Origin of the sequence: Arthrobacter sp. NPDC057259, from assembly GCF_042668995.1 — a bacterium.
Lineage (GTDB): Bacteria > Actinomycetota > Actinomycetes > Actinomycetales > Micrococcaceae > Arthrobacter.
In genome coordinates this window covers 343984-359324 of sequence record NZ_JBHUYA010000001.1, presented here as the reverse complement: position 1 = coordinate 359324, position 15341 = coordinate 343984, and the positions used below count along the sequence as shown (strand labels likewise).

The window sequence follows — 15341 nt, the reverse complement described above, 5'->3', positions numbered from 1 at the left end:
AGCGGATGTCCAAGCTCTGGCAGCAGCTGCTCCTTGTCCCGACGGTGGTGCGCCTGACCTCCAAGGCCCCGCGGGACCCGCACACGGCGTGGGACCGGTATTGGACCGGCGTCCGCGCGACCGGCAGCGACGGCGATGTCCTCTGGGATTCGGATTCCGCTGCGGAACACGCCCAGTACGCCCGTGTCCTGCTGGACGCCTTCGATCCGGCCCTGCCCGTCATCGACGTCGGCTGCGGCAACGGCACGCACACCCGCTGGCTGGCCGGGCTCTTCCCGCAGGTCCTCGGCATCGACGTCTCCCCCGGGGCCGTCGCCCGCGCGGCCCACGAGGCCCGAAACATCCCCAACGCCGACTTCCTGGCCGTCGACGCCACCGGCGAAGGCGCCGGAGCGCAGCTCCTGGACCGGCTCGGTCCGGCGAACGTCTTTGTCCGGGGCGTCTTCCACGTGTTGGATCCCGCGCACCAGGCCGCACTGGCCGCGAACCTTCGCACGCTTGTGGCCGGCCAGGGCCAGGTGTTCCTGGCCGAAACCAACTTCCCCGGATCGAGCCTGGACTACCTCACCGCGCTCGGCGCCAGCCACCACCACGTCCCCCGCCAACTGGAACGCGCCCTCCAGCACCTCCCCCGGCCGGGACGGTTCGGCGGGGCGGAACGGCAGCGTGCCTTCCCGGCCTCTGAGTGGGAGCTCCGCTCCGAGGGGCCGATCAACATCGAAGTCGTTCCCATGAAGCCGGAGGGGCTCCCCCAGCAGGTTCCCGGCTACTTCGCCCTACTCAAGGGAGTTTAGGGCCGGTGCCGGCGCGTGCCGAGGTGGTCCTGGTTCACGGCCTGTGGCACCAGCCCCGGCACTTCGCCAAGCTCGTCGAGGAACTGCGTTCGCGGGGCCTGACGGTTCATACGCCGCACCTGCACCGCGGCTCACTCGCCGCCGACACCGATGCCGTCCAATCCGTCGTCGATTCCTGCGCATCCCCGCCGCTGGTCCTGGGGCACTCCTATGGCGGGTCCGTCGTAACGGGGCTTGAAAGGATCAGCCACCTCCTCTACGTCGCGGCCTTCGTCCCGGCGACTGGAGAGAGCGGCGCCTCCCTCGGCGGACGGGCGGCCCTCATCAACAGCATCGTCGAGCACCACGACGACGGGACCTCACGCCTGCGGCCGGAGTTAGCCGGAGACCTCCTTTATGCCGACTGCAGTCCCGAAGACCGAGCCAGGGCCACGTCCCTGCTCCTTCCCCAGCGTTCGGGGCACGGCCGCGGTGTCCCGGCACGGACCGCCTGGCTGACGACGCCGAGCACGTACATCGTCTGCCGGCAGGACAAGGCCTTCGACCCCACGCTCCAGTTGCGGATGGCCCGCCGGTGCACCACGTACGAGGCCCTGGATTCGGGCCACTCCCCGTTCCTTAGCCAGCCCGGCGCCGTCGCGGACGCCGTCGTCGCAATCCTCTCCTCCATTGACTGTGCGTTCCTCGCAATTTGTCAGACTCGTCGCCTAACGTGGGGCGAAGGCCGCACCGGCGGCCGTGGGATTTTCGACGGAAGGCAGACGTGGACTACATCAAACTCGGCAACACCGGCATGGACATCTCACCGCTGGCCCTGGGCTGCATGACGTACGGGGACCCGGAGCGTGGCCCGCACCCGTGGACCCTGCCCGAGGAGGAAAGCCGACCGCTGATCCGGCAGGCCGTGGATGCTGGAATCAACTTCTTCGACACGGCGAACGTCTACTCCAACGGCTCCAGCGAGGAGATTGTGGGCCGCGCCCTGGCGGAGTTCACCCGCCGCGAGGACACCGTCATAGCCACGAAGGTCCACGGCGTCATGCGCCCCGGCCCCAACGGGCGCGGACTCTCTCGCAAGGCCATCTTCGCGGAACTGGACGCCAGCCTGACCCGCCTTGGCACCGACTACATCGACCTTTACCAGATCCACCGCTGGGACCCTTCGACGCCGATCGAGGAGACGCTCGAGGCACTGCACGACGTCGTCAAGGCCGGCAAGGTGCGCTACATCGGCGCGTCCTCGATGGCCGCCTGGCAGTTCAGCAAGGCGCTCTACCTGCAGCAGCTCAACGGTTGGACCCGGTTCGTCACCATGCAGGACCACTACAACCTGGTCTACCGCGAGGAGGAACGCGAGATGTTCCCGCTCTGCGCGGACCAGAAGATCGCGGTGCTGCCCTGGAGCCCGCTGGCCCGCGGCAAGCTCACCCGGGACTGGGACGAGAAGACCAACCGCTCGGAAAAGGATGAGTTCGGCAAGACCCTCTACAGCGCCGAGAGCAGCGACCGGGCCGTTGCCGACGCCGTGCGCACCATCGCCGAGCGCCGCGGCGTGCCCCGCGCCCAGGTTGCCTTGGCGTGGGTACGCGCCAACAGCGTGGTCAGCGCCCCGATCGTGGGCGCCAGCAAGGCCCAGCACCTGGAGGACGCCCTCGCCTCGCTGGAGCTGACGCTGACGCCGGAGGAGATGGCGGAGCTGGAGAGCCCGTACGTCCCGCACGAGGTCGCGGGCTACTAGGAACCGGCCCCGGTGCACTGGCCGCCGGACGCCAGCGGCCGGACGCCGGATGCAGCAGCGGGCGCGGCCCCTGGGTGCGGCCCGCCGGTGCCGCGCCCGGCCGCCGGGCTGCCCCGCGCTTAGCGTGTGGTAGGACGGCGTGGGACAATAGAAAGGATGACTTCCTCAACTTCCCCCTCCGACGCCCCCGACCGTACCCGCGCGAAGGGCGGCGACGCCGTCGGCAGCGCACGCCCGCAGGTCCGCCCGACGGCGGAAGGCTGGGAGCAGGCGCGCACCTCGGAGGGCCGGCCGGTCCTCCAGTTCGCCTCGCCGCGGGTGAAGCAGCCGCCGGCGCACCTCGCTGACCTCACGCTGGAGGAGCGCGCCGCGAAGCTCAAGGAGATGGGTGCTCCCGCGTTCCGCGCGAAGCAGCTCTCCACGCACTACTTCCAGCACTGGACCACGGATCCGGCGGCGATGAGCGACCTGCCCAAGGCCGGCCGCGAGGAGCTCGTGGCCGAGATGTTCCCGCCGCTGCTGACCGAGGTCCGCCGCCTCCGCACGGACAACGGGGACACCATCAAGTTCCTCTGGCGGTTGTTCGACGGCGCCCTGGTCGAGTCCGTGCTGATGCGCTACCCCGGCCGGATCACGCTCTGCGTGTCCTCGCAGGCCGGCTGCGGCATGAACTGCCCGTTCTGCGCCACCGGCCAGGCGGGGCTGACCCGCAACATGTCCACCGCGGAGATCGTGGACCAAGTGGTCGCCGCGAACCGTGCCATCGCAGCGGGCGAGCTGGGCCCCAAGGAGCACGACGACGAGCGCGTCACCAACATTGTCTTCATGGGCATGGGTGAACCGCTGGCCAACTACAAGCGTGTCATGGCGGCGCTGCACCGCTTCGTGGACCCGTCCCCCGAGGGGCTGGGGATGTCGGCCCGCAACATCACCGTCTCCACCGTGGGCCTGGTCCCGGCCATCCGCAAGCTGGCCGACGAGGAAATTCCGGTCACCTTCGCACTGTCACTGCACGCGCCCGACGACGAGCTCCGCGACGAGCTGATCCCGGTGAACAACCGCTGGAAGGTCGACGAGGCGATCGACGCCGCGTACGAGTACTACCGGAAGACCGGCCGGCGCGTCAGCATCGAGTACGCGCTGATCAAGGACATGAACGACCACCCGTGGCGTGCCGACCTGCTGGCCAAGAAGCTGAACCAGCGCGGCCGGGGCTGGGTGCACGTCAACCCGATCCCGCTGAACCCGACGCCGGGTTCCATCTGGACCGCCTCGGAGAAGCCGGTGGCCCAGGAGTTCATCGCCCGGCTGCGCGCCGCCGGGGTCCCCTGCACCCTCCGCGACACCCGTGGCAAGGAGATCGACGGCGCCTGCGGCCAGCTCGCCGCCGCCGACGAGTAGTCCCCGGGCCCGCAGGGGAACGGAATCGTGGAGTTCAACCGCCTGCTACAAATCCGGCGCATCTATGCCCAGCCTGCGGCACTGGAACTACCCCGGGGCAGGGAAATCGTCGCACGCTGGCCGGACGCTTACGTCGTCCTTGTCGATAGCCACTGGAACATCCCGGAAGTCCACGGGGATGAAACGAACGTGCCACGCTGGTCCAGGATCAAGACGGAGGCACTGGTCCTCGGCGTCAAGAAGTCGCTGACCGTCAAACCCAACGGCCGGTCGGCGGATTTCATTGCACCCTCGACGGCGAACGGCTGCGCCATGGCTTGCGCCTACTGCTATGTGCCCCGGCACAAGGGGTACAGCAACCCGGTCGCCGTGTTTGCGAACATCCACGACATCGCCCGGACGCTGGAGCGGCATGCCACGCGGCAGGGCATCAAGCTGGAGCCCAACCAGTGCGACCCGGAACTCTGGGTTTACGACATCGGCGAGAACAGCGACTGCTCCGTCGACGCCCTCATCAGCGACAACGTGGAAGAGTTGGTCACACTTTTCCGGGACCTTCCCACCGCGAAGCTGTCTTTTGCCACCAAGTACGTGAACCCGGCGATGCTCGCGTGGGACCACGGCGGCCATACCAGGATCCGCTTCTCCCTGATGCCCGCGGCCTTGGCCAAGTCCGTCGACGTCCGGACCTCGCCGATGGCTGAACGGATGGCCGCCATCAACGATTTCGTCGAGGCCGGCTACGAGGTGCACGTGAACTTCTCCCCCGTCATCATCACGGACACCTGGCTGCACGATTGGGAGGAGCTGCTGCGTCAGCTGGATGCCACCCTGACTGGCGCCGCGAAGGCCCAACTCGCGGCGGAGGTCATCTTCCTGACGCACAACGAGGGGCTCCACGAGGTAAATCTGGGCTGGCACCCGCAGGCTGAGAAGGCACTCTGGCGCCCGGACCTGCAGGAGTCAAAGGTCTCGTCGAACGGATTCACGAACGCCCGCTACCGGTCGGGAACCAAGGCTGGCTACGTGCGGCAACTGACGCAGCTCATCGCAGACATCGCGCCCTATTGTCGGATCCGCTACGCGTTCTGAGGGAGGCTTGGAGCTGGTTGGCAGTCCCCGGTCTTACGCGCAGGCGTGCTATCTCTCGCCGGTCCCGGACACGGATGAGCCTGCGTCCGGGTTTAAATGTCGGTGCTCCGCCCTAGTGTTGAGTCATGGAGAGCGGAGAGGCTTTCGATTATGGCGTCAATGCAGGCATCAGGGCGGCGGTAGCGGCCCTGACGCAGTCCGCCGCCGCGCTTGAGCGGCTGCTCTCCTGCCCCGTGGCTGGCCCTGCGCTCGGGCCCGAGGCCGATCCCGCCCGGCTGCTCGCCGACACCTGCCTGGATGGACTGGCGGAAGTTGCGCGTCTGGAATCCCGTACGGCGGCGCTGAAGGTGCACCTGGCCGGCGAGTACGTTCGGCTCGCGGATGTGCTTGCCGGACCTGCCACAACGCCTCAGAAATGCACCGCACGGGAGATGGGCACCGTCGCGGAAATTGCCGGTGTCCTCAAGATCAGTGAACGGTCCGCCGCGGCGCTAATTTCCGAAGCTTTGGCCCTGACGTCGTCGCTTCCCCTGACGCTGGGCGCGCTGCGTGCCGGCGAGGTTTCCTGGCAGCACGCCCGGATCATGGTGGACGAAGCTTCGAGTCTCTCCCCCGCCGGTGCTGCGGCTCTGGAGCAGCATTTTCTCGACCCGAACGCCTCCTCACCGGCTCGCGCCTGTTACGCGGGTGAACTCATCCCCGCACGGTTCCGGGCGAAGGCCAGAACGTGGCGCGAGCGGCACCATCCGGCCAGCATCGAGGCCCGGCACACCCGCGGCACGGCCGACCGGCGGGTGGAGTTTCACCCCGACCGGGACGGCATGGCCTGGCTGAGTGCCTATCTACCGGCGGTGGAAGCGGCCGGAATCTTCGACCGGCTCACCTCCGCCTCCCGTGCTTTGCAGGAACCGGACGAGCCGCGGACACTGGCCCAGCTCCGTGCGGACGTGGCCGTTACCCTGTTGCTGGCCGACCGTTCCGATGGCTACGTCGACGGCGACGCCGGACCTGGTCTTGAGGGGACCGCCTCCGCGTCCACCATTGGCCGGGCGCCGGTCCCGCGGGCGCAGGTGCTGGTCACCGTCCCGGTGCTGTCGCTGCTGGGGCTGACCGATGAGCCGGCGATGCTGGATGGCTTCGGACCGATCCCGCCGTCGACGGCCAGGAGGCTGGTGGCGGACGGGGCGGACTCGTTCTACCGGGTGCTGGTAGATCCCCGGGATGGTGCGCCACTGGAGATCGGCCGCACCAGCTACCGGATCCCCAAGGCAATGCGGCAATGGCTTCGGCTGCGGGACGCCAAGTGCTCCTTCCCAGGTTGTAACAACTCATCCCTCGATACGGATGCAGATCACCTGCTGGCCTGGGCGAAGGGCGGGACCACCGGGATTAGCAACCTCGGCCAGCCCTGCCGGAAGCACCACCGACTCAGACACACCACGGCTTGGCAGCCGACGCCGGCTACGCCTCAGGAGCCGCCGGAATGGGTCTCCCCCACCGGACGCCGCTACCGCAGCGAACAGCAGGATTGGGAACCGCCGCTTTGGCCGGATTCCCTCTCAGCCCTGCCCGGATACTCCGGTGAACCGAGCCTCGAAGACGCTGCCGGCTTCTGAATAGTTTCGGTATTCCCTTCCGTCCGCGACGGGAGCAAGATTCCACTGCGCAGACCTGCGCCTCAACCAGCACTTAGGAGGGCATTCCAATGTCCAGCATCGAATCCTTCAGCGGAATTGGCGTCTACGAGATGCAAAGCGCGGCGGCCAGGGAGGTGCAGCGCATCATGGCCGAGGCCAAAGGCGACCGCCTGAAGGCCGACAAGATCGTGCTCAGCAAACTGCACGAGCTGAACTTCATCACCGAGGCAGAGCTGCCGGTACTGACCCACATCTGCGAGCTCGGCCACAAGGCCACCGGAGGCAAGCACGACGCCGCCAAGGCCTACCACGAGGTCAAAAAGGCGTACGAGGAACTCATGATGAAGGGCAACGCCAGCCCGGTCGCCCTGGCCTACGCCTCCGGCGCCGTCGGATCCTACGTCTCCGACGACGGCGGCGGCGGAGGATCAACCACCGTGGTCTACAAGAAGTCCGGAGGCAACTGGCAGGGCACCCTGGCCGGCGCGGGCGGAGTGATCGGCGGCTACTTCGGTGGCGCCGGTGGTGCGGCCCTGGGTGCCGCCGTCGGCAGCGTGGTCGGCAAGATCATCGACGAGTGTTGATCCGGCGCGACCATCCCACCGTGACCCACTACCAAGACAGAACGGCCCCGCACAGAAGGTGCGGGGCCGTTCTCACATGCGATGCTGGCTGAGGAACCTAGAAGTCCCAGTCCTCATCCTCAGTATTGACAGCCTTGCCAATGACGTACGACGAGCCCGACCCGGAGAAGAAGTCGTGGTTCTCGTCGGCGTTCGGGGACAGGGCCGAGAGGATCGCCGGGTTCACGTCGGTGACGGAGGCCGGGAACATGGCCTCGTAGCCCAGGTTCATCAGTGCCTTGTTGGCGTTGTAGTGCAGGAACTTCTTGACATCCTCGGCCAGGCCGACGCCGTCGTAGAGATCGTGGGTGTACTGGACCTCGTTCTCGTACAGCTCGAAGAGCAGCTCGAAGGTGTAGTCCTTGATCTCCTGGCGCTTCTCCTCGGAGACCTTCTCCAGGCCCTTCTGGAACTTGTAGCCGATGTAGTAACCGTGGACGGCCTCATCGCGGATGATCAGGCGGATCAGGTCGGCCGTGTTCGTCAGCTTGGCCCGCGAGGACCAGTACATCGGCAGGTAGAAGCCGGAGTAGAACAGGAAGCTCTCCAGCAGGGTGGAGGCCACCTTGCGCTTCAGCGGGTCGTCACCCTGGTAGTAGTCCATGACGATCTGGGCCTTCTTCTGAAGGTTCTCGTTCTCGGTGGACCAGCGGAACGCCTCGTCGATCTCCTTGGTGGAGGCCAGCGTGGAGAAGATCGAGGAGTAGCTCTTGGCGTGCACGGACTCCATGAACGCGATGTTCGTGTAGACGGCTTCCTCGTGCGGGGTGACCGCGTCCGGGATCAGCGAGACGGCGCCGACGGTGCCCTGGATGGTGTCCAGCAGGGTCAGGCCGGTGAACACCCGCATGGTGAGCTGCTGCTCGGCCGGCGTCAGGGTGTTCCACGACTGGACGTCGTTGGACAGCGGCACCTTCTCCGGCAGCCAGAAGTTGTTGACCAGGCGGTTCCAGACGTCCACGTCCTTGTCGTCCTGGATACGGTTCCAGTTGATCGCCTCGACGTGGCTCAGCAGCTTGACCTTCTCGGTCATGTCATCCCCTCAATGTTGGGTTGGTTCTCTAAGTTAAAGCGTACGACGGCGGGCGGGCGCCCGCCGTCGTACTCGCATGCCTCAGTCGGAGGCTAGAGCATGCAGGAGACGCAGCCCTCTACCTCGGTCCCTTCCAGCGCGAGCTGGCGGAGACGGATGTAGTAGATGGTCTTGATGCCCTTCTTCCAGGCGTAGATCTGGGCCTTGTTGATGTCACGCGTGGTGGCGGTGTCCTTGAAGAACAGGGTCAGGGACAGGCCCTGGTCCACGTGCTGCGTGGCGGCGGCGTAGGTGTCGATGACCTTCTCGTAGCCGATCTCGTACGCGTCCTGGTAGTACTCCAGGTTGTCGTTCGTCAGGTACGGCGCCGGGTAGTACACGCGGCCCAGCTTGCCTTCCTTGCGGATCTCGATCTTGGACGCCACCGGGTGGATCGAGGAGGTGGAGTTGTTGATGTAGGAGATCGAGCCGGTCGGCGGGACGGCCTGCAGGTTCTGGTTGTAGATGCCGTGCTCCATGACGGAGGCCTTCAGCTCGCGCCAGTCATCCTGGGTGGGGATGTGGATGTTCTGGAACAGCTCGGCAACCTTCGCCGTCTCCGGGACCCACTCGCGGTTGATGTACTTCTCGAAGAACTCGCCGGAGGCGTACTTGGACTTCTCGAAGCCGCCGAAGGTCTGGCCGGTCTGGATGGACAGCTTGTTGGAGGCGCGGACCGCGTGGAACAGCACCGTGTAGAAGTAGATGTTCGTGAAGTCCAGGCCCTCTTCGGAGCCGTAGTGGACCCGCTCGCGGGCCAGGTAGCCGTGCAGGTTCATCTGGCCGAGGCCGATCGCGTGGCTCTGGTCGTTGCCGCGGGCAATCGAGGGCACCGAGGTGATGTTGGACATGTCGGAGACCGCGGAGAGGGACCGGATGGCCGTCTCGATGGTCAGGCCGAAGTCCGGCGAGTCCATGGTCTTCGCGATGTTCAGCGAGCCCAGGTTGCAGGAGATGTCCTTGCCGGTGGCGTCGTAGGACAGGTCATCGTGGTACGTCGTGGGCTGGGAGACCTGGAGGATCTCGGAGCACAGGTTGGACATGATGATCTTGCCGTCGATCGGGTTTTCCCGGTTTACGGTGTCCTCGAACATGATGTACGGGTAGCCGGATTCGAACTGGATCTCGGCGAGGGTCTGGAAGAACTCGCGCGCCTTGATCTTGGTCTTCTTGATCCGGGAGTCGTCCACCATCTCGTAGTACTTCTCAGTGACCGAGACGTCGGAGAACGGCATGCCGTAGACCTTTTCGACGTCGTACGGGGAGAACAGGTACATGTCCTCGTCCCGCTTGGCGAGCTCGAAGGTGATGTCCGGGATCACGACGCCGAGGGAGAGGGTCTTGATGCGGATCTTCTCGTCCGCGTTCTCGCGCTTGGTGTCGAGGAAGCGGTAGATGTCCGGGTGGTGCGCGTGCAGGTACACGGCACCGGCACCCTGGCGGGCACCGAGCTGGTTGGCGTAGGAGAAGCTGTCTTCGAGGAGCTTCATCACGGGGATGACGCCGGAGGACTGGTTCTCGATCTGCTTGATCGGGGCGCCCACCTCGCGGATGTTGGTGAGGGCGAACGCCACGCCGCCGCCACGCTTGGACAGTTGCAGTGCGGAGTTGATGGAGCGGCCGATCGACTCCATGTTGTCTTCGATGCGGAGCAGGAAGCAGGAGACCAGCTCGCCGCGCTGCTTCTTGCCGGCGTTCAGGAACGTCGGAGTGGCCGGCTGGAAGCGGCCCTCGATGATCTCGTCGACCATCTGGGTGGCCAGCTGCTCGTCGCCGCGGGCCAGGTGCAGGGCCACCATGCAGACGCGGTCCTCGTAACGCTCCAGGAAGCGCTTTCCGTCGAACGTCTTCAGCGTGTAGGAGGTGTAGAACTTGAAGGCGCCGAGGAAGGTCTCGAAGCGGAACTTCTTCTTGTAGGCGCGGTTGAAGAGCTCGCGGATGAAGTTCATCGTGTACTGGTCGAGGGTTTCCCGCTCGTAGTACTCGTTCTTCACCAGGTAGTCGAGCTTTTCCTCGAGGTCATGGAAGAACACGGTGTTGTTGTTCACGTGCTGCAGGAAGTACTGGTGAGCGGCCTCGCGGTCGGCTTCGAACTGGATCTCGCCGTTCGGACCGTAGAGGTTCAGCATGGCGTTGAGCTCGTGGTAGCCCAGGCCCTGGTAGGCGGCCGGCAGCGCCGGCTTCTCGCCCGCCACGGTGTGCTTTTCGACGGCGTGAGCCCCGGTCACTTCGTCTGCGACAGTCGTGTCCAAAATTCTTCCAATCCTTGTTGTACTCGGCCGACGTCTTCCGGCGTCCCCATGAGTTCGAATCGATATAGGTGCGGGACGTTGCATTTGGCGGCGATGATGTCGCCGGCCATGCAGTAGTTGTCCCCGAAATTCGTGTTGCCCGCCCCGATCACTCCACGGAGCTGTTGCCGGTTCCTCGGGTCGTTCAGAAAGCGGATGACCTGCTTCGGAACGGATCCCTCTCCCCCGGTCCCGCCGTAGGTGGGAACCACCAGGACATACGGCTCGGTGGCCACGAGCGCCGGTTCCCTCGCCAGGAGGGGAATGCGGGCGGCGTCGACGCCGAGCTTCCGGACGAAGCGACGGGTGTTTTCCGACGTAGAGGAGAAGTAGATGAGGTGGCTGCCGGTGGTCTGCACTGGCTGTGAATCCGTGGCTGAGTCCACGGTCGTCGCTGCCAGCGGCGGCCCGGCGGTTGCCGGTGCGGCCATGGTCGTCACCTCATCCGGTGTGGTGCTGCTGTGGGAAGGCTTTCAGGCGACCGCGACGGCGGAGGCCTGGGCCAGTTCCTCGATCTTGTCCGGGCGGAAGCCGGACCAGTGGTCCTGGTCGGTCACGACGACCGGGGCCTGCATGTAGCCCAGGGACTTGAGGCGCTCGAGGGCCTCGGCATCCTGGGAGATGTCGACGCTCTGGTAGGCGATGCCCTTCTTGTCGAGCGCGCGGTAGGTTGCGTTGCACTGCACGCAGGCCGGCTTCGTGTAAACCGTAACGGTCATGTCCTGGTCCCCTTAGTTGAAGTCTGTGGTTCGGGTCCGGTGGGGCCTGCCCGGTATTGCTTTCGCGTCCCGGAACCCGCCTCGCCTTGCGGCCTGTAACCGCTCCGCTCGAACTGTATGTCGATACTACATGTAGTGCAAGAGCCCGGCGCGGACCCCAAGATGATGTATTACAAGTATGTCATTTAACCCACCGTTAATCCACAAGCAGAGGGTCTCAAAATGTCCGGAATCGCGGCTTTTTTCGCGGCCCCGTCCACACCCTGTGGACAGGTTAGCCACAATTAACCACCCCGCGTGTCGCACATTCACGGCGTGTCGCGGGGCGCGTCCCTGGTGGCCCCGAGTGGGCGGCGGCACTAGATGTAGTGCTCCGCGGCACGGGTATGTGTGCTCGGCGGCACGGGCGCCTGTGGGTGACGGCACGCGTTCCTGTGCGCGAGGCCACGGGCTCGCGTGGGTGAGGGCACGTCCCGGAGTGGGTGACGGCACGCCCCCGGGTGGACGAAAAGCAGGGTGGCCGGCACGACAGAAGGCGGCCACCCTCCGGTGGCCGCCTTCTGTATTTAGTGTGGAGCGCTCCTACTCGGGGCGGCTGCTGAGGATCTGGTCCACGCCCATCCGGCCCTCGGCGAAGCTGCGCAGCGCGCCCACCAGGTAGAGCCGCCAGACGCGGACGATCTCCTCGCCCATCATGGCGACGGCGGCGTCGTGGTTCTCCTCGAACCGCTCGTACCAGGCCTCCAGGGTGTAGACGTAGTGCCGGCGCATGCCCTGGACGCCCTCAATCTCCAGCCCGGCGTCCTCCAGGAAGCCCAGCGTCTCCCCCACCGGACGCATGTGCATGTCCGGCGCGATGAAGGATTCGATGAAGGGGCCTCCGCCGGGGTGCTTGCCGTGGCGGGACATCTGCTGGATCAGGACCTTGCCGCCGGGCTTGACGGTGTTGAACAGCGCGGCCGCGTAGACCGGGTAGTTCTTCTGGCCCACGTGCTCGCCCATCTCCAGGGAGGCGACGGCGTCGAACGGGCCGTCCGGGATTTCCCGGTAGTCCTGAACGCGGATGTCGACGCGCCCCTCGAGCCCGCGTTCCTTGATCCGGCGGTCGATGAACGCCTTCTGCTCCACGGAGAGGGTGACGCCCACGACGTCGACGCCGTAGTGCTGGGCCGCGTGCAGGCTCAGCGAACCCCAGCCGCAGCCAATGTCCAGCATCCGCATGCCGGGCTTGAGCCCGATCTTGCGGCAGACCAGGTCCAGCTTGTCCCGCTGCGCGTCCTCGAGGCCGTAGCCTTCGGCGGCGTGGCTGTCCTCGAGGTGGTTGGTCCAATACCCGCTGGAATAAGCCATCTGCGGGTCGAGGATCAGCTCGTAGTAGTCGTTGCTGAGGTCGTAATGGTGGCTGATCGCGGCACGATCCCGGAGCAGGCTGTGCAGCCGGCCCTTGACCTTGGCCTGGCTGGCCGGCGGCTCGGGCGGGGCGCCCAGGGCACCGGCCTCCTTGGCGATCCTGGCCACGCCGGCCAGCAGCGCCGGGGTGGGGCGGATACCGGCAAGGTTGCGGTCCCGGACCACCTTCCAGATGTGGGCCAGGGCCGAGTTGAGGTCGCCATCGAGATCTAGTTCGCCGGTGACGTAGGCCTGCGCGGCGCCCAGCTCACCGGGCGCCCAGAGCAGACGCCGGATCGCGGCGGGCGAGTTCAGCCGCACCGTGGGGGCGCCGGCCGGACCGGCCTCGCTGCCGTCCCAGACGACCAGCCGGACGGGCAGTTCGCCGCGGACCACCGGGCGCAGGACCTCGGCAATGGTGCCGGCCAGTCCCCCGCTCACTTGGTGCCCCGCTCGTGAGCCGAGGCCTGGGTGGCAGCGGCCTTGGCGGCGGAGGCCCGGGTGGAGACCTTGTCCAGCACGATCTGCTGCACGTTCAGGTATCCGGTTTCGAACCCGGCCCGCGAGTAGCAGAGGTAGAACAGCCACATCCGCTGGAAGATCTCGTCGAAGCCCAGGGCACGGACGTCGCCGCCCCGGGCCATGAACCGCTCCTCCCAGAGGCGCAGGGTCTGCGCGTAGTGCTCGCCCATGGCGAGGCGTTCGCGGACCCGGAGGCCGGTCTGCTTCTCGGTGATCTCCTCGATGGCACGGACCGACGGGATCACACCGCCCGGGAAGATGTACTTGTGCACCCAGGTGTAGCTGGTGCGGGTGGCGATCAGCCTGTCGTGGCCGATGGTGATGGCCTGGATTGCCACCTTGCCGCCGGGCGCCAGAACCCGCTCGATCGTTTTGAAGTAGGTTGCCCAGTACTCGTAGCCCACGGCCTCGATCATCTCGACCGAGACCACGGCGTCGTACTGCCCCTGCACGGCGCGGTAGTCCTTGAGGTCGATGGTGACGGCGTCGGCGTACCCGGCCTCGGCCACCCGCTTCCGGGCCAGCTCCTGCTGTTCGCTGGAGAGCGTGACGGAGTAGACGGTGGCCCCCCGGGCAGCCGCGCGCAGGGCCAGCTCGCCCCAGCCGGTGCCGATTTCGAGGACCCGGGTGCCCGCGGTGACGCCGGCCTTGTCCAGCAGCCGGTCGATCTTGGCCTGCTGTGCCGCGGCGAGATCGTCCCAGACCACGGCGCGCAGGGCGTCGCCGCTTTCGGGGAACAGCGCGCTGGAGTAGGTCATGGTGCTGTCGAGGAAGGTCGCGAACAGGTCGTTCGAGAGGTCGTAGTGCCGGGAGATGTTCGAGCGGGTGTTCTGCTCGGTGTTCTTCTCGGTGCGGGGCGTGCGGGGCAGGTAGAGCCCGCGGAGCTTCTGCAGGGGTTCGGGCACCAGCTTCCCCACCCGGGCGGCGAAGACCTCCATCACGGCGGTGAGGTCGTCGGCGTCCCAGTCGCCGGCCATGTAGGACTCGCCCAGGCCGATCAGTCCGCCGTCGCCCAGGCGGGCCGCGAAGTCGTCGGGACGGTGCATGGTCATGACCGGGTGACCCTGGCCGGCCTCGCCCAAGACGGAGCCGTCCGGGTAGCGGACCTCCAGGGGCAGCCGCTGCACGGCGGTGCGGAAGATGGCGTCGGCCACGCGGCCGGCCACCTTGGCCTTGATCCCGGCGGGGACGGTGGCGATGCTCGGCCAGATGGCGGCGTCGACGACGGCGGGTGCCGGGGGCACGGTGTACGGCACCGGGGATCCGGCGGGGGCCGGAGCGAAGTCGCGTTCCTGGGATCCCTGCGGGGATCCGGTCGCTTCGGTCATGGTCACTGGACTGCCTCCTGTGAGGGGTGGTGTGGTCTTTTGATGATGGGCAGGCGTCGCGCCCAAAGTTTGATGCCCTGCCAGCGGATCTGGGCCGCTACCCGCAGCGGGGCCAGCGGGACAGCGATCGCCGCGGCGAGGATGTTGGCTGTGGTGGCCGGGCTGCGGGTGCCGTCCATGGTGGCGATGAAGGGCTTCTGCCCCTCGCGTTCCAGGACGATTGAGACCGCCAGCCGGTCGCCGGGTTCGGGGACCTTCATCCGGTACCGGCCGTCGACGTCGTTGAACGGTGAGACGTAGAACGCCTTCGGCACGGTGGCCCGGCCGGCGCCGTCGGTCTCCAGCAGGTAGCAGTGCCGCTCCCCGTAGGTGTTGTGCACCTCGGCGACGACGCAGCGCAGCTCCCCGGCGGCGTCGTGGCACCAGAACAGGCTCAGCGGGTTGAACACGTGGCCGAAGACGCGGGCACTGGCCAGCATGGTAATCCGGCCGCCGCCCAGGTCTATGCCCTGGGTGGCGAGGTAGCGTTCGACGTTGCCGCGGAGTGTCCCGTCGGGGTCACCCAGATGGTCCGCGGCGGTAAAGCCCGCCAGCGGCCGGAGCGGCCGGGGCAGCTCCGGGAGGGCGTCGACGTCGACGTACCAGCTGTAGCTGCGGTAGGTGAAGGCGTTGTGCAGCGGGGTGCGACGGACATGCGAGATGGACGTCCGGTAGATGGCGGCACCGCTGTTCACA

The 15341-nt window shown here is 66.7% G+C and carries 14 protein-coding genes; 7 read left to right on the top strand and 7 right to left on the bottom strand.

Annotation, left to right across the window (positions count from 1 at the left end):
* The first annotated feature begins 5 nt into the window (after window positions 1–5).
* The 7 genes from ACFUCU_RS01685 (at window position 6) to ACFUCU_RS01655 (ending at window position 7246) form a co-directional block, all read left to right on the top strand.
* On the top strand, window positions 6–794 hold the full coding sequence (locus ACFUCU_RS01685; RefSeq protein ID WP_377970243.1) for a class I SAM-dependent methyltransferase: 789 nt from the start codon (window positions 6–8) through the stop codon (window positions 792–794).
* Between the two features lie 5 nt (window positions 795–799).
* Window positions 800–1621: an alpha/beta hydrolase gene (locus ACFUCU_RS01680; protein WP_377970241.1), complete on the top strand. Its 822-nt coding sequence runs from the start codon at window positions 800–802 to the stop codon at window positions 1619–1621.
* Window positions 1558–2532, top strand: coding sequence for an aldo/keto reductase (locus tag ACFUCU_RS01675; protein ID WP_377970240.1), 975 nt, complete (start codon window positions 1558–1560; stop codon window positions 2530–2532). The genes ACFUCU_RS01680 and ACFUCU_RS01675 overlap by 64 nt, the downstream gene beginning before the upstream one ends.
* A 156-nt stretch (window positions 2533–2688) precedes the next feature.
* Window positions 2689–3933: a 23S rRNA (adenine(2503)-C(2))-methyltransferase RlmN gene (gene rlmN / locus ACFUCU_RS01670; RefSeq protein ID WP_377970239.1), complete on the top strand. Its 1245-nt coding sequence runs from the start codon at window positions 2689–2691 to the stop codon at window positions 3931–3933.
* Between the two features lie 27 nt (window positions 3934–3960).
* Window positions 3961–5025, top strand: coding sequence for a spore photoproduct lyase family protein (locus ACFUCU_RS01665; protein WP_377970237.1), 1065 nt, complete (start codon window positions 3961–3963; stop codon window positions 5023–5025).
* 125 nt (window positions 5026–5150) lie between these two features.
* The gene (locus ACFUCU_RS01660; protein WP_377970236.1) at window positions 5151–6641 is read left to right on the top strand and encodes a DUF222 domain-containing protein; all 1491 of its coding nucleotides are present in this window, start codon (window positions 5151–5153) and stop codon (window positions 6639–6641) included.
* 89 nt (window positions 6642–6730) lie between these two features.
* Window positions 6731–7246 carry a hypothetical protein gene (locus tag ACFUCU_RS01655; RefSeq protein ID WP_377970234.1) on the top strand — a complete coding sequence of 172 codons (516 nt, stop codon included), beginning with the start codon at window positions 6731–6733 and terminating at the stop codon, window positions 7244–7246.
* 97 nt (window positions 7247–7343) lie between these two features.
* Here ACFUCU_RS01655 and nrdF read toward each other — a convergent pair whose 3' ends face one another.
* The 7 genes from nrdF to ACFUCU_RS01620 form a co-directional block, all read right to left on the bottom strand.
* Window positions 7344–8318 carry a class 1b ribonucleoside-diphosphate reductase subunit beta gene (gene nrdF, locus ACFUCU_RS01650; protein WP_290257638.1) on the bottom strand — a complete coding sequence of 325 codons (975 nt, stop codon included), beginning with the start codon at window positions 8316–8318 and terminating at the stop codon, window positions 7344–7346.
* Between the two features lie 92 nt (window positions 8319–8410).
* Entirely contained in the window at window positions 8411–10531 is a 2121-nt protein-coding gene (gene nrdE / locus ACFUCU_RS01645) for a class 1b ribonucleoside-diphosphate reductase subunit alpha (RefSeq protein WP_377970784.1), read from the bottom strand.
* Between the two features lie 50 nt (window positions 10532–10581).
* On the bottom strand, window positions 10582–11079 hold the full coding sequence (gene nrdI / locus ACFUCU_RS01640; RefSeq protein WP_290257637.1) for a class Ib ribonucleoside-diphosphate reductase assembly flavoprotein NrdI: 498 nt from the start codon (window positions 11077–11079) through the stop codon (window positions 10582–10584).
* A gap of 42 nt (window positions 11080–11121) precedes the next feature.
* Window positions 11122–11367, bottom strand: a complete 246-nt coding sequence (gene nrdH / locus ACFUCU_RS01635) for a glutaredoxin-like protein NrdH (protein WP_120949950.1) — start codon at window positions 11365–11367, stop codon at window positions 11122–11124.
* Window positions 11368–11949: 582 nt separating this feature from the next.
* Window positions 11950–13197, bottom strand: a complete 1248-nt coding sequence (locus tag ACFUCU_RS01630) for a class I SAM-dependent methyltransferase (protein WP_377970232.1) — start codon at window positions 13195–13197, stop codon at window positions 11950–11952.
* Window positions 13194–14612, bottom strand: a complete 1419-nt coding sequence (locus tag ACFUCU_RS01625) for a class I SAM-dependent methyltransferase (protein WP_377970230.1) — start codon at window positions 14610–14612, stop codon at window positions 13194–13196. The genes ACFUCU_RS01630 and ACFUCU_RS01625 overlap by 4 nt, the downstream gene beginning before the upstream one ends.
* Complete coding sequence (locus ACFUCU_RS01620; protein ID WP_364135233.1) at window positions 14609–15340, bottom strand: DUF1365 domain-containing protein; 732 nt, start codon at window positions 15338–15340, stop codon at window positions 14609–14611. The genes ACFUCU_RS01625 and ACFUCU_RS01620 overlap by 4 nt, the downstream gene beginning before the upstream one ends.
* Window position 15341: the final 1 nt, after the last annotated feature.